The organism is Brevundimonas sp. (assembly GCF_036676055.1).
Taxonomy (GTDB): Bacteria; Pseudomonadota; Alphaproteobacteria; order Caulobacterales; family Caulobacteraceae; genus Brevundimonas.
This window is the reverse complement of record NZ_JAKFDS010000018.1, coordinates 1-18,265: the sequence shown is the minus strand read 5'-3', so window position 1 is coordinate 18,265 and position 18,265 is coordinate 1. Positions and strand designations below refer to the sequence as shown.

21 protein-coding genes, 1 tRNA gene and 1 pseudogene are annotated in these 18,265 nt (G+C 68.9%); 15 read left to right on the top strand and 8 right to left on the bottom strand.

What is annotated here, in order from left to right:
- The 4 genes from V6M45_RS03675 to V6M45_RS03660 form a co-directional block, all read left to right on the top strand.
- Positions 1 to 618, top strand: a 618-nt coding sequence (locus tag V6M45_RS03675; RefSeq protein WP_332654080.1) for a DNA polymerase, incomplete at its 5' end; no start/stop codon positions are given.
- 41 nt (positions 619 to 659) lie between these two features.
- Complete coding sequence (locus tag V6M45_RS03670; RefSeq protein WP_332654078.1) at positions 660 to 1,361, top strand: hypothetical protein; 702 nt, start codon at positions 660 to 662, stop codon at positions 1,359 to 1,361.
- A 231-nt stretch (positions 1,362 to 1,592) separates the two neighbouring features.
- Positions 1,593 to 1,862 (top strand): hypothetical protein, encoded by a 270-nt coding sequence (locus V6M45_RS03665; protein WP_332654076.1) that lies wholly within the window; start codon positions 1,593 to 1,595, stop codon positions 1,860 to 1,862.
- A gap of 54 nt (positions 1,863 to 1,916) precedes the next feature.
- Positions 1,917 to 3,467 (top strand): hypothetical protein, encoded by a 1,551-nt coding sequence (locus tag V6M45_RS03660; protein WP_332654074.1) that lies wholly within the window; start codon positions 1,917 to 1,919, stop codon positions 3,465 to 3,467.
- 474 nt (positions 3,468 to 3,941) lie between these two features.
- Here V6M45_RS03660 and V6M45_RS03655 read toward each other — a convergent pair whose 3' ends face one another.
- The 5 genes from V6M45_RS03655 to tsaD all read right to left on the bottom strand — a co-directional run bounded on the left by V6M45_RS03655 (position 3,942) and on the right by tsaD (position 7,776).
- A complete protein-coding gene (locus V6M45_RS03655; RefSeq protein ID WP_332654072.1) occupies positions 3,942 to 4,376 on the bottom strand; it encodes a hypothetical protein in 435 nt (144 codons plus the stop codon).
- Complete coding sequence (locus tag V6M45_RS03650; RefSeq protein ID WP_332654070.1) at positions 4,373 to 4,681, bottom strand: hypothetical protein; 309 nt, start codon at positions 4,679 to 4,681, stop codon at positions 4,373 to 4,375. The genes V6M45_RS03655 and V6M45_RS03650 overlap by 4 nt, the downstream gene beginning before the upstream one ends.
- A gap of 568 nt (positions 4,682 to 5,249) precedes the next feature.
- The gene (locus V6M45_RS03645; protein ID WP_442880532.1) at positions 5,250 to 5,645 is read right to left on the bottom strand and encodes a Rieske (2Fe-2S) protein; all 396 of its coding nucleotides are present in this window, start codon (positions 5,643 to 5,645) and stop codon (positions 5,250 to 5,252) included.
- The gene (locus V6M45_RS03640; protein WP_332654069.1) at positions 5,642 to 6,640 is read right to left on the bottom strand and encodes an NAD(P)H-dependent glycerol-3-phosphate dehydrogenase; all 999 of its coding nucleotides are present in this window, start codon (positions 6,638 to 6,640) and stop codon (positions 5,642 to 5,644) included. Before V6M45_RS03640 ends, V6M45_RS03645 begins: the two co-directional genes overlap by 4 nt.
- An 8-nt stretch (positions 6,641 to 6,648) precedes the next feature.
- Positions 6,649 to 7,776 (bottom strand): tRNA (adenosine(37)-N6)-threonylcarbamoyltransferase complex transferase subunit TsaD, encoded by a 1,128-nt coding sequence (gene tsaD / locus V6M45_RS03635; RefSeq protein WP_332654068.1) that lies wholly within the window; start codon positions 7,774 to 7,776, stop codon positions 6,649 to 6,651.
- Positions 7,777 to 7,821: 45 nt separating this feature from the next.
- Here tsaD and hemC point away from each other — a divergent pair, with 45 nt between their 5' ends.
- The 3 genes from hemC to V6M45_RS03620 all read left to right on the top strand — a co-directional run bounded on the left by hemC (position 7,822) and on the right by V6M45_RS03620 (position 9,562).
- A complete protein-coding gene (hemC, locus tag V6M45_RS03630; RefSeq protein WP_332654067.1) occupies positions 7,822 to 8,772 on the top strand; it encodes a hydroxymethylbilane synthase in 951 nt (316 codons plus the stop codon).
- A complete protein-coding gene (locus V6M45_RS03625) occupies positions 8,769 to 9,443 on the top strand; it encodes a uroporphyrinogen-III synthase (protein ID WP_332654082.1) in 675 nt (224 codons plus the stop codon). The genes hemC and V6M45_RS03625 overlap by 4 nt, the downstream gene beginning before the upstream one ends.
- A gap of 43 nt (positions 9,444 to 9,486) precedes the next feature.
- A tRNA-Thr gene (locus V6M45_RS03620) sits at positions 9,487 to 9,562 on the top strand.
- A 109-nt stretch (positions 9,563 to 9,671) separates the two neighbouring features.
- Here V6M45_RS03620 and V6M45_RS03615 read toward each other — a convergent pair.
- Positions 9,672 to 10,862, bottom strand: a complete 1,191-nt coding sequence (locus V6M45_RS03615; protein ID WP_332654066.1) for a serine hydrolase domain-containing protein — start codon at positions 10,860 to 10,862, stop codon at positions 9,672 to 9,674.
- A 266-nt stretch (positions 10,863 to 11,128) separates the two neighbouring features.
- Here V6M45_RS03615 and V6M45_RS14315 point away from each other — a divergent pair.
- The 4 genes and pseudogenes from V6M45_RS14315 to metK form a co-directional block, all read left to right on the top strand.
- Positions 11,129 to 11,278, top strand: a pseudogene (locus tag V6M45_RS14315) (helix-turn-helix domain-containing protein); the annotation flags it as partial.
- 109 nt (positions 11,279 to 11,387) lie between these two features.
- Positions 11,388 to 11,618, top strand: coding sequence for a hypothetical protein (locus V6M45_RS03610; protein WP_332654065.1), 231 nt, complete (start codon positions 11,388 to 11,390; stop codon positions 11,616 to 11,618).
- Positions 11,619 to 11,864: 246 nt separating this feature from the next.
- Entirely contained in the window at positions 11,865 to 12,290 is a 426-nt protein-coding gene (locus V6M45_RS03605; RefSeq protein ID WP_332654063.1) for a hypothetical protein, read from the top strand.
- 56 nt (positions 12,291 to 12,346) lie between these two features.
- Positions 12,347 to 13,549 (top strand): methionine adenosyltransferase, encoded by a 1,203-nt coding sequence (gene metK, locus V6M45_RS03600; RefSeq protein WP_332654062.1) that lies wholly within the window; start codon positions 12,347 to 12,349, stop codon positions 13,547 to 13,549.
- Here metK and V6M45_RS03595 read toward each other — a convergent pair.
- Positions 13,546 to 13,794 (bottom strand): hypothetical protein, encoded by a 249-nt coding sequence (locus V6M45_RS03595; protein ID WP_332654061.1) that lies wholly within the window; start codon positions 13,792 to 13,794, stop codon positions 13,546 to 13,548. The genes metK and V6M45_RS03595 overlap by 4 nt on opposite strands.
- 89 nt (positions 13,795 to 13,883) lie before the next feature.
- On the opposite strand from V6M45_RS03595, the gene trmB reads away from it, so the two are divergent.
- Positions 13,884 to 14,603: a tRNA (guanosine(46)-N7)-methyltransferase TrmB gene (trmB, locus tag V6M45_RS03590; protein WP_332654060.1), complete on the top strand. Its 720-nt coding sequence runs from the start codon at positions 13,884 to 13,886 to the stop codon at positions 14,601 to 14,603.
- Here trmB and V6M45_RS03585 read toward each other — a convergent pair.
- Entirely contained in the window at positions 14,593 to 15,117 is a 525-nt protein-coding gene (locus tag V6M45_RS03585; RefSeq protein ID WP_332654058.1) for a biotin transporter BioY, read from the bottom strand. The two genes, trmB and V6M45_RS03585, sit on opposite strands and share 11 nt — an antisense overlap.
- Before the next feature lie 215 nt (positions 15,118 to 15,332).
- On the opposite strand from V6M45_RS03585, the gene rimP reads away from it, so the two are divergent.
- The 3 genes from rimP to V6M45_RS03570 form a co-directional block, all read left to right on the top strand.
- Complete coding sequence (gene rimP / locus V6M45_RS03580) at positions 15,333 to 15,881, top strand: ribosome maturation factor RimP (RefSeq protein WP_332654056.1); 549 nt, start codon at positions 15,333 to 15,335, stop codon at positions 15,879 to 15,881.
- A gap of 3 nt (positions 15,882 to 15,884) precedes the next feature.
- A complete protein-coding gene (gene nusA, locus V6M45_RS03575) occupies positions 15,885 to 17,636 on the top strand; it encodes a transcription termination factor NusA (protein WP_332654055.1) in 1,752 nt (583 codons plus the stop codon).
- An 18-nt stretch (positions 17,637 to 17,654) separates the two neighbouring features.
- A partial coding sequence (locus V6M45_RS03570) for an RNA-binding protein (protein ID WP_332654054.1) occupies positions 17,655 to 18,265 on the top strand: 611 nt, incomplete at its 3' end.

Here is an 18,265-nt window from a genome sequence, read left to right as displayed (position 1 = left end):
GCCGCCGGCATCGACATCCACACCGCCACGGCCAGCGAGATGTTCGGCGTCCCCGTCGACCAGATGGACCCCGAGACCCGCCGCCGCGCCAAGGCGATCAATTTCGGCATCGTCTACGGCATCAGCGCCTTCGGCCTGGCCGCCCAGCTGAACATCGACCAGGGCGAGGCCGGCGCCTACATCAAGACCTATTTCGAGCGCTTCCCAGGTATTCGCAGCTACATGGACGCGACCAAGGTCGAGGTCCGCGAGCGCGGCTATGTCTCGACCGTGTTCGGCCGCAAGATCCACATCCCCGCCATCCATTCCAAATCGGGGGCCGAGCGCCAGTTCGGCGAACGCGCCGCCATCAACGCCCCCATCCAGGGCGCCGCCGCCGACATCATCCGCCGCGCCATGGTGCGCATGCCGGGCGCGCTGGAGGCCGCCGGCCTGAAGACCCGCATGCTGCTGCAGGTCCACGACGAACTGGTCTTCGAGGCCCCGGAAGCCGAGGCCGAGCGCGCCATCCCGGTGATCAAGCGGGTGATGGAGGGGGCGGCGGAACCGGCTGTGGCGCTGTCAGTGCCGCTGGTGGTCGAGGCGCGGGCGGCGGGGAACTGGGACGAGGCGCATTGAGGGGGCGTCTAGTTCCAAAAGCGGTCTGGCGAGGATGAAGAATGGTTGATAGCGAGGAACCGCCCCCGGACGACAAGGTCTTCGGCTTTGCGGCCGACGCTTGGGAAAGACTACCCCAATGGCTCCAGACCTTTATCACTGAATCGCACGAGCGGGCCGCCAATGCGGCCCATGAACAGCACCGTCAGAGCGTTCAGTCTCAGTGGGATCAGTCATGGAAAAGCGCAGATCTGGTCCTGCGGACGCTGATCACGATTGAGGGTGGATCACTTGTCGCCATCCTTGCCTTCTTGGGTGTGTTGGCTGAACGAGGCACCGCGGTCGACATCCAACCCCTTCTGATTTCGCTGGGCGCGATAGGCGCAGCCTTGATCTTCGCCGTGCTAGCTGGCTTCGCGTCGTACTTCGTGTCCGCGTGGTACGGTGAGGCTTTCGAGAATAGGCTTATCCAGTTCGAACACCCATTCGTCCATGATACAGAGGCCAGCCTCAGGGCTTGGCGTCGTGGCGGCGCCGCTCGAGTTGTCGGCATCGTCTGCGCCGCGGGTAGCTTGGTTGCCATGGCAGGCGGGGTGATCGCCTTTGGCGCGTTCATAGCCGAAGCGCTAGCCAATCGCCCGACTCCGAGCCTTGCGGCTGGCGACTTGATCGCGGCTCAGCGCGAGACTCGAGAGTTGACCAGCACCGCGCCACCGACCGGACCAGAGACCATCGTGGCTACGGGTCCGGCCCTCGCGAAATGAGCGACTTTCGCTGCGGTGTGATCGACTACGCGCGTGCTGTCGGCATATCGCCTTAGGTGTTCCCGCTGACTTTGATTGACGGCATCTTTACAGTTCGGCCGAATAAGTCGCGTAATCGCGGTGTACGATCGTATCGCGCGCCGTCGTCCTGTACGCGTTGACGGAGTCGTATTGGAACCCTAAGGGGGACCGCTCGCTTAAAGGCCTTACCTTTTTGCCGTGGAGAACGTCTTGGTTCAGCTACTGCAATTTGCCGGTGTCGCCATCATTGGCCTGCTCGCCGTCGTCGCCGCCAGCGTGCTGATCAACCGCTTGATGATGGGTGCTGATCGCGTTCGCGAAGTTCGCGAAGAGGGTGGCGGCATGAGTTCCAAGCTGATGGGCGAGCTGCACGGGGGTCAACGCAAGGCCAGTTCCGCGCGCCAGCACGGCCTCCACATGACCGTGTCTGGCGGACGAGTGCGTTACCGTGCCAAGTCGGCTATCGCGAACCACGGTTGATCAACTAAGCTCTCGGTAGATTCGCGATTCCGGATCGCAGCGCGCCGAGGTCGCATGGGCTCGTTCAGCCCTTTCCAGCCCAACGACGAGCCGGCCTACGCGGGATGGATACCAACCATCACGGGCCAGCTTTCGTTCAGCCTGATTGGGCTGGGCGGCGCCGCGCCGGATTGTGTCACCGCTAACGTGGAGTTTCAGGACGCCCAGGTCGGGCATCCCCGGCGACGCGTGGCGGTCATACAGCGCCGCGTCACGAAGGATTTGCCACTTACGTTCCAGCCGATCCCTTATTTCTTCCGCTCCATCGCGGCGGAGTTCATTTTACTGGGGGATACACACCCCGCCACACGGCCCGTGATCCACGAGGGTGAAGCAGCCCCACGTCACGACGAAATTGGGGTGTTGTCGGGCGAGATTCTGGTGCTGCCGCACCACAAGGATCAGCCCAGCGTCGAGCGATCGTTCGTTCGCAAGCTTCGCGAGCGGATTGCTACGATTGGAGACGCCACGCCTCGCGCTGTGATCGGTGGCGAGGACGCGTTGGCGCAGGAGCTGAACGCTTTGCAAGACGCTGCGGCGCGGGGTGGGCTGACGCTCGCGCACTTCCGCTTCGAGCTCTATCGGACGGGCGAGTTCCGGCTCCAACAAGTCGAGACCATCATGGTCGAACCGGACGGCGACCTAGAGCAAGAGGAGTTCGACGCGATCTTGGCGAGCCAAGTCTATTACTTCGTCAAGGACATCGCGCATCGGCATTATCACCACCGCCGCTCTTCGGATAATCTTCTGCCCCTGACGCCGTTGAGGGGAGACGACGATGTCAGCTGGCGGCGCGAAACGCTTTGGTCGCTCGCGCGTGCGGTTCTGGAAATGCGCCGCAGCGGCAAGCTGCCGGGCCACAAGTCGGCGCTAGGCGTCCTTGCCTACGCCGAAGCCTTCCAAGGGCTTCTAGCGCGTGTGGAGCGCCGCGCTGACCAGGCTGAACCTTTCAAGGTCACTCACGAGATCGCCTGCTACGACTTCACCCATACTCGGCAATCGCTGGAAGCTACGATTGCCGAGAAAGGCTTCCTGCACAGCCATTGGACCAGCATCCATGGCCTGCTGATTGCCACCGGCCTAGCTGCAGCCGCGCTCTGGCTCGCCGCCGTCCAGGTCCGGGAACAGGCTTGCCGCCCGGATATGGGGTGTCCCGTCGTGCCAAACATCATGAAAGCGGGCATCGAAATCATGATCGAAATGCCGCATATCCTGGCGGCCGGACTTGTCGTGCTCGCTGCCATCTACCTAGAGGCGTCGCGGCGCAGCCTGATGGCGGTGACGCCGTTGCGGGTATGGGGAGAGTTCCTGGGCAGCTGGATCGACGCGCTTGGTGCTACAATCAGCCGTTGGGCCCGTCGGCGACATCCGACTTGGGGCGACCAGATCGGTGCCACGCTTGCCTTAGCTTACTTTTTCTTCTTCGTGCCGGCCGGACTCTATTCACTGGGCGGCCTGCTGCATCTGTGGCCGTTCCCTTGGCAGATATTCTCCGCGTGGTTTGTGAGTGTGGCCTTGCTGATAGTTCTGCCCATTCTGACCCGTCTACGGGGAGCGAAGCGTTAGCCTTGGCTGCATCCCTTGGTGCAAGCGTACCGAGCGGCGGGCCGCCACTCCGTATCGCCGCCCTCAACCAGTAGTCGCCCCCTCACGTCATCGCCACATCCCCGCTCGCCCCGTGCGGCCGCACCCAGAAGGTGACCCTTCCCGGGCACCCCATCCTGCGGCAGGTCGTGCTCCGCCCCCACAGGACGAAGCCCGTGCCGCGCTCGCGGGCGATGCGTTTCAGGTCGGCGCGTCCCCGCTTTCGCGGGGATGACGAGGCGCAGCTCGCGCAGCTCGCACCCGGTGTGGACCCGACGGCGGTCGCCAGGGATCGTCGACCGTGCGGCCCGCCTCCTGCCAGTCTGCGGCCGTGTAGCGGTCGGGATTGCGTCGGGTCATTGTACATAAGAGTGCGCGCCAACGCCCGGCCTGCGGGGCCTCGCGGCTTGAGCGCGGGTTGGCGAGAGGGGGCGCGATCGCCCGGCCCGGCGAGGCTCAGTCGTAGAAGCTGGTCACGCCGGTGACGCAGCCGCCGTCGGTCCGGACCACCAGCAGGATTTCGCCGCCGTAGGCCGTCTGCTCGCGCAGGACCGCCGTGGCGCCGGAGGTCAGGGTCTCGACGATCTCCGTGCGGCCGGCGCGGCCGACGCCGAGGATGGCGAGGAAGTCCTCGTCCGAGATGCGGACATCGTCGTGGGCGTTGACGAAGGCCGAGCCGGGGGTGATCAGGGCGGCCATGGCCTCCCGGTCCTGACGGAAGCCGAGCTCGTGGAAGCGGCGGGCGACGGTCTCGGGCGTCGCGGCGGCCCCGGGGTCGGGACGGCACTGGCCGGCGGTCGCGGGCGCGGGCAGGACCTGCGGCGGGGTCGGGAAGGTCTGCGGGGCCGGGCCGGCCAGCAGGGCGGCGGCGGTCAGGGCGGCCAGGCTCATGCGATCTCTCCCTCCGGATGCGCTGCGCCGACAGTCGGGCCTGAGGGGCGGGACGGCAAGCCCATGGAAGCTGACGGCGCGGCCGGGCGGGGCCCGGCGGAGGGGCGCCTCCAGCCGACCCGGTCGAGCTCGATCGAGGCGGCCTGGCGCAGGATGGCGCCGGGGGCGAGGCGCTCGATCTCGGACAGCAGGGCGCGGATGCCGGCGCGGCCGTCGGCGCTGGCCAGGTCGAGGCCGCCCACGCACTCCAGCAGGCGCGCGGCGATCAGGGGGGCGGCGGGGTCTTCGGGCGGCTGAGGCTGCATGGGGGAACTCCGGTGAACTGATGGCCGACCCGGGGTTGAGTGAACCGGCTCTGCGGCGCGGAGGCAAGGGGGTGTTCGTGGTTTGTTCACGGTGTCCACAGGCCTGAATTCCTTCTCCCCTTGAGGGAGAAGGTGGCCCGCGCAGCGGGTCGGATGAGGGGTGAGACACCCATCCTTCCGGTCAGCCGCTGAACGTCCCGCAGCGGGGATGCGGAAACAGCCCCCTCATCCGGCCCTCCGGGCCACCTTCTCCCTCGAGGGGAGAAGGAAATCTCCATGACGCTGTGCCGGCGATCCGCGGAATTATAGTCGGATTGGGGAGATATTCCCCGGCCTTTTCAGCCGCTTCGCTGTTTCCAGACCCTGTCTTCCCGCCTGAGCGGAGACCCGGTCCATACTTCGCCCCGGTCTTTGACAATCGCACCGCCGCCCGCCGCCAGGCGCCCCGGCTCACCCTTCCGGCCCCGGCGCCGACTCTGCCGACTCCGCACCCCCGTTTTCCCGCCGACGGCGCCGACCGTGCCGATCCTGCACCCCCGTTTTTTCCGGTTTCGTCCGGGCGGAACCCTCAGGCCGTGCGGATCATCCCGTCCGCGACCGTGACCGGCCATGGCGTCAGCCGGGCCCCGGCGCAGGGGCCGCCGGTGCACAGGCCGCTGAGCGGCTCGAACACGGCCCCGTGCCAGCCGCACAGGATCAGCGAGCCGTCGGGCGTCAGATAGCGGTCCAGCTCCAGCGCCAGCGGATGACCCTGATGCGGGCAGCGGTCGACATAGCCGGCCACCTGGCCGTCCTTGCGCACGACGAAGCCGTGGAAGAAGGCCTCGCCGATCTGCAGCACGACGCTGCGGGCGCCGGGGTCGGGCAGGTCGGCCTCGAGGCACAGGGGCACGTTCGGCGGGGTGGCCCAGACGCGTTTGCGCTCCGGCTGCGGCGCGGGCGGCGTCGGGGCGGGCTGGCTCAATGCCGCTCGACCTTGAGCGGGCGCGACAGCAGGGCGTCGATCATGTCGGGCACCGTGGTCTCGCCGGCCAGCAGGGCCGCCACGGCGAGGGAGATGGGCATGTCGACGCCCATCTTCGCCGCCAGCTCGCGCACGGCGGGGGCGGATTCATAGCCCTCGGCCACCGAGCGCTTGCCGGCCAGGGCCTGTTCGACGCTCTGGCCCTGGCCGAGGGCGAGGCCCAGGCTCATGTTGCGCGACTGGGGGCTGGAGCAGGTCAGGACCAGGTCGCCGAGGCCGCACAGGCCGGCCACGGTCTCGGCCTCGGCCCCGAGGGCCACGCCCATGCGGGTCATCTCGGCGAAGCCGCGGGTGATCAGGGCGGCGTGGGCGCTGCGGCCCAGACCCCGGCCCTCGCTGATGCCGCAGGCGATGGCGAGGACGTTCTTGATGGCCCCGCCGACCTCGGCCCCGATCAGGTCGTTGGCGAGGTAGGGGCGGAAGGCGGGGGCCGACAGGGTCTCCATCAGCGCCTCGCCGAGGGCGTCGTCGGCGCAGGCGAGGGTGACGGCGCTGGGCAGGCCGCGGGCCACCTCGGCGGCGAAGCTGGGGCCCGACAGGACGGCGGCGGGGGCGGCGGGCAGGGTCTCGGCCAGCACCTCGGTCATCAGCTTCAGCGAGCCCCGCTCGATGCCCTTGGAGCACAGGATGACGGGCACGCCGGGCCGATGGTGGGGGGCGAAGGCCTTGAGCGTCGAGCGCATGTGCTGGGCCGGCGGCACCGCCAAGATCAGGTCGCAGCCGGCCAGATCGGCCAGCTCCGCGGTGACCGAGACCCGGCTGTCGAGGACGATCCCCGGCAGGAAGGCCTCGTTGATGCGCCGGGCGCGGATGCTCTCGACCACCTCGGGCTCGCGCGCCTGCAGCAGGACGTCGAGCCCCGCCCACCCGGCCACCTGGGCCAGGGCCGTGCCCCAGGCTCCCGCGCCGATCACGCCCGCCGTGCGAAATTCCATGCCCGCTCCTATGCCTTGGCGCCCTTGCGGCCCGGCTTGTGGGCCGGATCGGCGAGGGCGCTCGCCTCGTCCAGCGGCCAGCGCGGCCGGGCGATGGCGTCGATCTCCGAGGTCCAACCCTTTTGCAGCCGTTCCGCTCCCGCCAGGGCGATCATCGCCGCATTGTCGGTGCAGTAGGCCATGGGCGGGGCGAGGAAGGCGAATCCGTTCTTCGCCGCCGTGGCCTCCAGCGTGGCGCGAATGGTCCTGTTAGCCGCCACGCCCCCCGCCACGACGAACAGCCGGTTCTCGTGGGTCTCCGCATAGGCCTTCAGCGCGCGGTCGGCCCGGTCGCTGAGCTGGCGGGCGATGGCGGTCTGGACAGCGTCGGCGAGGTCGGCCCGGTCCTGGTCGGTCTCGCAGGCGTGGGCCAGGCGCGAGGCGGCGGTTTTGAGGCCCGAAAAGGAGAAGTCGCAGTCCTTGCGGCCAAGCAGCGCACGCGGCAGGTCGAAGCGGGCCCCGTCGCCGCTCTCGGCCAGCTTCTCCAGCGCCGGACCGCCCGGGTAGCCGAGGCCCAGCGCCTTGGCGATCTTGTCGAAGGCCTCGCCGGCGGCGTCGTCGATAGTGGTGCCCAGCCGGGTCATGTCGCCGACCCCGCGCACCTCCAGCAGCTGGCAATGACCGCCCGAAACCAGCAGCAGCAGGAAGGGATAGGCCACCGGCTGGCCCAGCCGCGCCGAGACGGCATGGCCCTCCAGATGGTTGACGGCGATCAGCGGCAGGTCCCGCGCCAGCGCCACCGCCTTGCCGAAGCTGAGCCCGACCATGACCCCCCCGACCAGCCCGGGCCCGGCCGTGGCCGCGACCCCGTCGAGGCCGTCGTAGCCGAGGCCGGCTTCGGCCATGGCCCGGGCGGTGACGCCGGCGATCATCTCGACATGGCTGCGGGCCGCGATCTCGGGGACGACGCCGCCATAGGCCGCGTGGTCGTCGATCTGGCTGTGCACCACCGACGACAGCACCGTGGCGGTCCCGTCCGGCGTCAGGCGCACCACCGAGGCGGCGGTCTCGTCGCAGCTGGTCTCAAGGCCGAGCACGGTCAGGTCGCCCGCGGTTGCCCGGCGTCCCTCGCTGCTATAGTCGGCGGGCCTGTCCATGGGGTCGAGGTAACGACCCCGCCCCCCCGGCGCAACGGCTGTCTCATGGCTCCTCTCGTCCGCATCGGCACGCGCCGCTCCAAACTGGCCCTGACCCAGTCGGGCATGATGCAGCGCGCCATCGGCCGGGCCCTCGGCGTGGCCGAGGCCGACATCGCCGAGGCCGTGCCCCTGGTCGAGATCGTCACCACCGGCGACCGGGTGCAGGACCGCCGGCTGATGGAGATCGGCGGCAAGGCCCTGTTCACCAAGGAGATCGAGGAGGCGCTGCTCGACGGTCGCGTCGATGTGGCGGTGCATTCGATGAAGGACGTGCCGGCCGATCAGCCGCCCGGCCTGTGCATCGCCGCCGTTCCGCCGCGCGAAGACGCCCGCGACGCCTTCGTCAGCGAGACCTTCGCCAGTTTCGCCGACCTGCCTTTCGGCGCGTGTCTGGGCACGGCCTCGCTGCGGCGCCAGGCCCAGGCGCTGGCGCAGCGGCCCGACCTGCAGATCGAAATGCTGCGCGGCAATGTCGACACCCGGCTGCGCAAGCTGGCCGAGGGCGAGTTCGACGCCATCCTTCTGGCCGTCTCCGGCCTGAACCGGCTCGGCCTCGAAGGCGTGATCCGCGAGCGGCTGTCGCTCGACGAGTTTCTGCCCGCGCCGGGTCAGGGGGCGCTGGCGCTGCAGACGCGGGCGGACGACCGCAGCGCCGCCTGGGTCGCGGCGTTGAACGATCCCGCGACGGCGCTGGCGGTGGCGGCCGAGCGCGGGGCCATGACGGCGCTGGAAGGGTCGTGCCGCACGGCGATCGGGGCTCACGCCGGGATCGCCGGGGGGCGGCTGCGTCTGACCACGGAGATGCTGGCGCCCGACGGCTCGGCGCGCTGGCGGCGGGCGGGTGAAACCAGCGACGTCGGAGCGCCGGACGCGATGGACCAAGCCCGCGAACTGGGTCTGCGACTGGGCGCCGAGGTCCATGCGGCGGCCGGCGACCAGAGGGTCGACCCCTGAGGCCGATCCGCCGGGTCTGGATCACCCGCGCCGAGCCGGGCGCGGCGCGCACCGCCGCCCGCCTGGCCGCCCTCGGCTTCGAGCCGCTCGTGCAGCCGCTGCTGGCGATCCGGCCCCTCGCCCCGGTCGCGCCTGACCTGACTGGAACGGCCGCCCTGGCCTTCACCAGCCGCAACGGCGTCGAGGCCTTCGCGGCCCTGTCGGAGGCCCGCGCCCTGCCGGTGTTCACAGTCGGGGATGCGACCGCGGCGGCCGCCTCGGCGGCGGGCTTCGCCTCCGTCCGCTCGGCCGCGGGGGCTCTGGAAGATCTGGCGCGCCTGCTGGCCGCGGCGGCGCCCGGTCCGGTGCTGGCCCCCGGCGCGCTCGAGCCGGCCGGCGACCTGGCGGCCCTGCTCGCCGGCCGCGTCGAGGTTCGTGCGCTGCCGGTCTATCAGGCGGTCGCGACCGGGGCCGGCGCGCCGGCGGCCTTCGACGCCGTGCTGGTTCATTCCCCCCGGGCGGGACGGGCGCTGGCGGCGCTGGGACCTTTCGCCGGACAGTCCGCCGCCGCCATCTCCGAGGCCGCCGCCGCGCCGCTGCGTTCCGTGTCCGGACTGGAAATCCGCGTCGCCGCACGGCCGGACGAGGCGGCGCTGCTCGAGGCGCTTGGCAAGCCCGCGCCCCGCGTATAAAGAGCGCCTCTCGCGCGGGCGGCGCTCTGTCCGCCGCGCCAAGGCCGCTTTAGCTCAGCTGGTAGAGCATCGCATTCGTAATGCGGGGGTCAGGTGTTCGAGTCACCTAAGCGGCACCATTTTCCTCTCGTTCCGGTTTGAGTTTCGCCGGGCCGGACCGCCACGGCGGCGGTCATGCCCCGGACGCGACGGGCGCTCCCGGGAGAGTGCAGACGCCCGGCCCTTGCATCAGGGCACGGGGACGGTCGAAGGGTCCAGGCTCTTGAGGATCGCGTTGACCAGGGTCCGGTTGGCGTTGGCGGTCTCCGGGCCCAGCTGGTTGGTCATGACGACAAGGCCCAGCTTGAGCTCCGGCTGGAGAATGCACAGGGCGCTGGCTCCCTCGATCATGCCGTCCTGCCAGATCACGCGATGGCCATCGAGCTCGACCATCTGCCAGTTCAATCCGACGCTGAACACGCCCTTGTCCCCGAACACGGGCCGGGTGGACGTGAACACCGGCTGGTGGGAGAGCCTGACGGCCGGGTCCGCGTCCTCGACATGCCAGCGCACATATTTCAGCATGTCGGGCGTCGTGGATTTCAGGGCACCCGCCGCCTGAAGCCATTCGGGATTCTCAGGCATCTGATCGCCCTCCGCGTTCCAGCCCGGCGCAAGCCGCGCCTGCTGCTCCGGGCTCAGACTGAGGCCCGTGTCGGACATCGAAAGCGGTTCGAGAATTCGGGTCTGCAGGAGGGTCGCGTAGGACTGTCCGTAGACACGCTCCAGCACGTAGCCGGCAAGCTGTGCGGCGGCGTTCGAATACTGAAAGGCGGCGCCGGGGGCCGCTGTCAGATGGACCTCGTGCAGATCATCGAGGAACTGTGCGCGATCATATGTGCGGGCCACCTCGGCAATCCGCGTGGCGTAGGGCCGGGCATCTCCCTGATAGCCGGGATCCAGCTCAGGGCGATCCGGGAGCAGGAAAGGGAGGCCGGAGCGATGGTCCAGCAGGTCCCGCAGACGGATCGGCTGCCCATCGAACTCGAGGTTCGGGTAATCCCCGTCGAGATAGCTACGGACATCGTCCGACAGCGAGACGCGCCCTTCCACCGCGGCCTGCGCCAGAAGCGTTCCGGTGAAGGTCTTGGTGATCGAGGCCATGGCGAAGACGGTGTCCTCGCGAGGGGGCCGCCCTTCACCGGGGACGAGGGTCCCGTATTGGAGTACGTGGGTCTCGCCGTCCTTGAGCACCCCGATCGAAATCGCGGCCGCTTTCGGATTCTCGCGGAGGTAACGCGCCGCGGCCTCGTCCACCGCCGCTTTCCAGGGGACCCCGTCGGCCGCGCGGGCGGCGCCGGACAGGCCGAAGACCACGAGGGCCAGGACTGTCGCCGCCGCGACCGGTTGAACGTGCAGTCGCTGCGTGAATATCCGCAAGACTCGCCCCATGTTTCAGACCTTCGTTGATCGCCAGGTTGCAGGATCGGGTCCGTCCGCACTCGCGCGCCCTCGAGCCGTCCCGAATCTGACTACAATCGGCGCTCGCGGCGGAACTGTGACGCTTGAGGCGCCGCGCCGAACAAGCGGCTTCCGAGAGCCGATGACAAGGCGCGCGGAGCGGCAAACAGGTTCGAACCCCGCCTTCTGACACTGGACGACGCCGTTCGCACGCCGTAGCTATTCCCCTCGTACGGGAGCGTAGAATGTCGCAGCGCCTCAGCGCCCGCCAGGAAGAATGCCTGAGGCTTACGGCCTTCCTGACCGACAAGGAAATTGCCGTACGGCTCGGCCTGTCGGAGGCCACCATCAAGAAACATGTGCATGAGGCCTGCCGTCGGCTGGGAGTCAACCGGCGAAAGGCGGCGTTGGCCCTCCTGGAACGAAACGTACCAGGGCCGAAAGACCCCATTGGCGGCGGCGGAAATTCGCCCGCTGATGAATCCCTCGACAGGGAGTCAGACCATGGCATCGAACAGTACGCCGCTTCCCCACTGGACGTGGGAGGATCTGGAAGCCGCGCTCGACGCGTTCAGTCCGATGGGCGCGAACGATCCGGTGCGCAGTCACCTGTTGCGTGGCCTGGCGGCGGACGCGGCGGAGTCGGACCCGCGGGAATTGCTTCTGCAAGTTCTGAGCGCGGGGTGGGTGATGGCCCAGGTGGGGGCCCAGAGCGGCGCCCCGAACGGCGCCTAGGCTACCGACCGCCCCCTCGAAGCTGGATCGCCCGCCTCCTGATCCTGTGTCTGATCATGGTCCTGACGGCCATGCTGTTGAAGGCGGTCGTCGATCTGATCGTCGGCTACGCCGACCAGGCGGGAGAGATCGGCCGCGCCACCCAGCGATCACAGGCGGCTCCCGCCAGCCAGTAGCGGCGCCAGGTCCGGCGGGGGCCGAATTCATGGAGAGACGCAGATTACGCCCTTCGTCGCCGCCTATTATGTGCTGACCCTGATCGGCGTTGTGGCGGCCTGGATGAAGGGCGGCCATCCGGAACGTCTCGGCGCCCTCGTGACCCTGGTCGTCTTCGCGGTCTCTTTCTACACCCATGAGGTGAGGATCGGGACCTTCTACGCTGGCGACGCCGTGATCGATCTGCTGATGACGGGCTTCTTCGTCTGGCTGGCGCTCACCTCCGATCGTTGGTGGGCCTTGTTCCTGTCGGCGATCATGGGGCTGACCCTGCTGGTTTATCTGGCCGCGCTCATTGTGCCGGGGGTCGGCCAGTACGCCGTCATCTCGGCGCGCGTCGGTCTGGGCATCCTGACCTCGCTGACCCTGCTGGCGGGCGCAGGCGAGCGCTGGCTGTCCGGTGAACGTGCGATCAGCGACCAGCGATCATGGCGCCCGCGCCGCGCGGCGTCTTGAACATATAAACATATCTTTATATGTCTGTCGGCCGTCCCGCGCTTCAGGAGTCCGTCTTGGCCCGTTCGTCCTTCCTGTTCACCTCCGAAAGCGTTTCAGAAGGACACCCCGACAAGGTCGCCGATCGCATCTCCGACACCGTCGTTGACGCCTTCCTGGCCCAGGACCCCGAAGCCCGGGTGGCCTGCGAAACCCTGGTCACCACCAACCGCATCATCCTGGCGGGCGAGGTCCGGGCGACCCGGCCGGGCAACACCAAGGCGGAGAACGAGGCCTTCACGCAGTCGATCATCGACAGTCTGGAGCCGCTGGTCCGCGCTGCGGTGCGCGACATCGGCTACGAGCAGGAGGGCTTCCACTGGGCGAAGGCGGCCTACGAATGCTGGCTGCACCCGCAGTCCGTCGACATCGCGGTCGGAGTCGACGCCACCAACGAGAAGGACGAGGGCGCCGGCGATCAGGGCATCATGTTCGGCTACGCCTCGAACGAGACGCCCGAGCTGATGCCGGCGACGCTGCAGTACAGCCACAACATCCTGAAGCGGCTGGCCGAGGTGCGCCACGCGGGCGGTTCGAAGCTGGAGCCCGACGCCAAGAGCCAGGTCACCATCCACTATGAGGACGGTCGCCCGGTGCGCGCCACCTCGATCGTGCTGTCGACCCAGCATGCGAAGGGCCTGACACAGGCCGAGGTCGCCGACATCGTGAAGCCGCACATCCTGGCGGTGCTGCCCGAAGGCTTCACCGACGAGAGCACCGAGTGGCATATCAACCCGACCGGCGTGTTCGAGATCGGCGGACCGGACGGCGACGCGGGCCTGACCGGCCGCAAGATCATCGTCGACACCTATGGCGGCGCGGCGCCGCATGGCGGCGGCGCCTTCTCGGGCAAGGACCCGACCAAGGTCGACCGCTCGGCCGCCTACGCCTGCCGCTATCTCGCCAAGAACGTGGTCGCCGCCGGCCTGGCCGACCGCTGCACCATCCAGATCAGCTACGCCATCGGCGTGGCCCGGCCGCTGTCGGTGCACGTCGACCTGCATGGCACGGGGCGGATCGACCCGGCGATCCTGGAGACCGAACTGCCGAAGATGATCGGCGGCGCCACGCCGCGGGCCATTCGCGAGCACCTGGGGCTCAACCGGCCGATCTACGCCCGCACGGCCGCATATGGCCATTTCGGCCGCGCTCCGGACGCCGATGGCGGGTTCAGCTGGGAGAAGACCGATCTGGTCGACCGGCTGAGGGCGCTGGTCTAGTCGTCGCGTTCGGGGTCGCCGCTTTCCGGCGATCCCTTCGGCGTTTCGTCCCTGGCTTCCGCAGCATGCCGCTGAGGCGGGTCCAGCACGGAGCCCAGGCCGAACATCATGGCCGCCATCATCTGGACGCCGCCGCCCTTTCGCCTTGAGACGATGCGGCCGCGGCCTCCGGCGACGGCCAGGGTCGCCCGGACGACCAGTCCGATCAGGGCGAGACCCGCCGCCCAGCCAATGATGTCCGCCATGGCGCGCTCCCGTCTGCGCGGATCAGATGGGGCGGCGCCGTCGATTGTGAAGGACTCGCGCCCGGCGCGCGACCGCCTATAAGGCGCCCATGTCTTCCGACCCCGACACCGCTCCCGACGCGTCCTCGCCCCCGACCCGGGGCCCGCTGCGTTCGTTCGGCCGCATCAAGTCACGCGCCCTGAAGCCGCGTCAGGCGGCGCTGTTCGACACCCTTCTGCCCGCTGTCGCCCTGCCCGACCCGAAGGCCGGCCCGATCGACCCCGCGACCCTGATGCCCGGCGCCGGGGAGGTGTGGCTGGAGATCGGCTTCGGCGGCGGCGAGCATCTGGCCGAACAGGCCGCCCGCCATCCCGACGCGCTGATGATCGGCTGCGAGCCCTTCCTGAACGGGGTCGGCTCGGCCCTGCGGCATATCGACGAGCGCGGCCTGAAGAACGTCCGCATCCACGCTGACGACGCCCGCGACGTGATGGCGGCCCTGCCCGACGCCTCGCTGGACCGGATCATGATCCTGTTCCCCGATCCGTGGCACAAGGCGCGGCACAACAAGCGCCGGCTGGTGCAGGACGAACTGGCGGTGGAGATCGCACGGCTGCTGAAGCCGGGCGGCCGGCTGCGCTTCGTCACCGACTGGAAGGACTACGCCGACTGGGCGCTGGAGCGGTTCGAGCGCACGCCGGGTCTGGAATGGACGGCGGACCGGGCCGACGACTGGCGCGAGGCCCCGGCCGACCACGTGGTCACCCGCTACGAGGAGAAGAAGCTGGGCGACACCGCGCCGATCTTCCTCGACTTCGTCAGGACCTGAAGGCGGGGAGACGACGCAGCAGGGCCGCGCAGGCGACCACCGCGACCGACTTGACCCCGGCTCCGGCCAGGAAGGGCGTGAAGCCGGCGGCGACCGCCGCGGGCGCGCCGAGGCCTCTGGCCAGCCAGAGGGTTCCGACGGCGAGGATGAACAGATGCGCCCCGACCATGACGATGACGCCGGCGAAAGGGCCGCGGAAGGCCGGGCGCCGTATGATCTCGCCCACCGCCAGCGCGGCGATCGGGAAGGCCAGCAGATAGCCCGCCGTCGGACCGGCGAACCGGTCGATCCCTGAACCGCCCTCGGACAACACCGGCAGGCCGAGCGCCGCCATGGCCAGGTACAGCAGCGCCGCTGCGGCGCCCCATCCGCCGCCCAGGACGGCGCCGGCCAGCAGGACGGCGAAGGTCTGCAGGGTCATCGGCACCGGGACCATGGGCACGGCGACCTGGGCGCACAGCGCCATCAGCAGGGCGAAGGCGGGGACAACGGCGAGGCGGAGCGGGGCTTTCATCGGCGTCGTTGTCGTGGGGCGAGCCCGTGCTGGCAAGGCGGCGTGTGGAGGCGCGCACGTCAGGGGCTGACAAACCGCTTTCCCGGGCCTATATGGCCCCTCACATCGTTAGACCGGCGTCCGACGGCGCCGATTGAAGCGGCGGCCGGATGGCCCGCCGCTTTTGTTTTGTCCGGACCCGGCCGCCTCTGTGGCGTCCCGAACTGAGAAGTGACTTGAAGGCCAAGACCGTCGAAGACCGCGCTCTTCTGGAGCTGATCGAACCCGTGGCGGAAAGCCTGGGTCTCGACATCGTGCGCGTGCGCCTGATGGGCGGCACCCTGCGCCGGCGGCTGCAGATCATGGCCGAGCGGCCCAGCGACCACGACATCGCGGTCGAGGAGTGCGCCCGGCTGAGCCGCGCCGTGTCGGAGGTGCTGGACGCCGCCGACCCGATCTCGGGGGAGTATCTGCTGGAGGTGTCGTCGCCCGGCGTCGACCGGCCGCTGACCCGCCAGAGCGATTTCGACCTGTTCGAGGGCTTCGAGGCGCGGCTTGAGACCGATCGCATGATCGAGGGGCGGAAACGCTTCAAGGGAACCATCGCCGGGACCGAGGGCTCCAACATCGCCATCGACCTGGACGGGGAAGAGGACACCGCCCTGATCCCCTTCGACTGGCTGGTCGACGCCAAGCTGGTGCTGACCGACGAACTGATGAAGGCGGGCGCCGAAAAGCGCGCCGCCCGTAACGACAACTCCGATTCCACCGAGACCGAGGACTAGACCATGGCTGTCGCCGGCGTTTCCGCGAACCGACTCGAACTGCTGCAGATCGCCGATGCGGTCGCGCGCGAGAAGAATATCGACAAGGAGATCGTCGTCGAGGCGATCGAGGAGGCGATCCAGAAGGGCGCCAAGTCGCGCTACGGCGCCCATCACGACATCCGCGCCAAGATCGACGTCAAGTCGGGCGAACTGGCCCTGACCCGTCACGTCACCATCGTCGAGGACGACTGGCAGCCGGAAGACGAGCTGGAAGAGTTCAATGACAGCGCCATGGTGCGTCTGAAGGACGCGCTGAAGCGCGATCCGGAGGCCTTCGTCGGCAAGGAATACGTCGAGAACCTGCCGCCGTTCGAGTTCGGCCGGGTGCAGACCCAGATGGCCCGTCAGGTGGTGATGGGCAAGGTTCGCGACGCCGAGCGCGCCAACCAGTACGAAGAGTTCAAGGACCGGGTCGGCGAGATCGTCAACGGCACCGTCAAGCGCGTCGAATACGGCAACACCGTCGTCGACCTGGGCCGGGGCGAGGGCATCATGCGCCGCAACGACTCGATCCCGCGCGAGGTGTTCAACATCGGCGACCGGATCCGCACCTACATCTACGACGTCCGCCCGGAGGCCAAGGGGCCGCAGGTCATGCTGTCGCGTTCGCACCCAGGCTTCATGGCCAAGCTGTTCGCCCAGGAAGTCCCGGAAGTCTACGACGGCGTGATCGAGATCCGCGCCGCCGCCCGCGACGCCGGCTCGCGCGCCAAGATGGCCGTGCTGTCCAACGACAGCTCGATCGACCCGGTCGGCGCCTGCGTCGGCATGCGCGGCTCGCGGGTGCAGGCGGTGGTCGCCGAACTGCAGGGCGAGAAGATCGACATCATCCAGTGGAACGCCGACGAGCCGACCTTCATCGTCAACGCCCTGGCCCCGGCCGAGGTGTCGAAGGTCGTGCTGGACGAGGAAGCCGACCGCGTCGAGGTGGTGGTGCCCGACGAGCAGCTGTCGCTGGCCATCGGCCGTCGCGGCCAGAACGTCCGTCTCGCCTCGCAGCTGACCGGCTGGCAGATCGACATCATCACCGAGAGCCAGGACTCCGAACGGCGCCAGCGCGAGTTCAGCGAGCGCACCGCCCTGTTCCAGGAAGCCCTGGACGTCGACGAGGTCATCGCCCAGCTGCTGGTCACCGAAGGCTTCGCCACCGTCGAGGATCTGGCCTTCGTCGAGCCCTATGAAATCTCGGACATCGAAGGCTTCGACGAGGACACCGCCGAGGAACTGCAGGCCCGCGCCCGCGACTTCCTCGACCGTCAGGCAGCCATTCTGGACGCCAAACGCAAGGAACTGGGCGTCGAGGACGGCGTGCTGGCGGTTCCGGGCGTCACCCTGCCGATCGCCGTCGCCCTGGGCGAGGGCGGCGTGAAGACCGTCGAGGACCTGGCCGATCTGGCCACCGACGAAATCCGCGGCGGCTACGAGGTCAAGAACGGCGAACGGGTCAAGGTCCCGGGCGTGCTGGAAAGCTTCAACCTGGCCCAGGAAGAGGCCGAGATGCTGATCCTGCAGGCCCGCGTGGCCGCCGGCTGGATCGACGCCTCCGAATTGCCGCAGCCCGAGCCCGAGCCGGAATACGAGGACGAAGGCGAATACGACGCCGAGGCCGTCTTCGCCGGGACGGAAGGCGAGGGCGGGGAGGAGGCGGCGCCGGAAGGCGACGACGAGACGGAGGTTCCCGCCGGGGACCCCGAACAGCCCGAAAACGCGTGATGGGAGACCGGGCCCTCCATGAGTCTGCGCGAAGCGACGATCGATAGGGAACGCCGGGACCTGGTCACTCACCAGGTCATGGATGAATCTCGCCTGATCCGCTTCGTCGCCGCTCCGGACGGCTCGGTCGCCCCCGATCTGGCGCGCAAGCTGCCAGGCCGCGGCCTGTGGGTCGCGGCCGACCGCGCCTCGGTCGAGACGGCGGTGAAGAAGAATCTGTTCTCGCGCGCGGCCAAGGCTCCGCTGAAGCCGGCCGCCGACCTGGCCGAACTGGTCGAAAGCCTGCTGTTCCGGCGTTGTCTGGATCAACTGGGGCTTGCCCGGCGCGAAGGCGTGCTTATCTCAGGCTTCGAAAAATCCCTGGCCAACGTCAGGTCGGGCAAGGTCGCCTGGATCATCGAGGCGGCGGACGGATCCGCCGACGGCCGCGGCAAGCTGCTTTCCCTCGCGAAACACCAGACTCCGCCCCCGAAAGTCTGCGGCGCCTTCACGGCGGACGATTTGAGTTTGGCCCTTGGGCTGGAAAATGCGATACACGCCGTCCTGCTTGAGGGCGGGCGGGCCGATCGCTGGACCTTCGAGGTCGAACGACTGGCGGGATTTCGACCGCTTCTGCCCCCGGAGTGGGG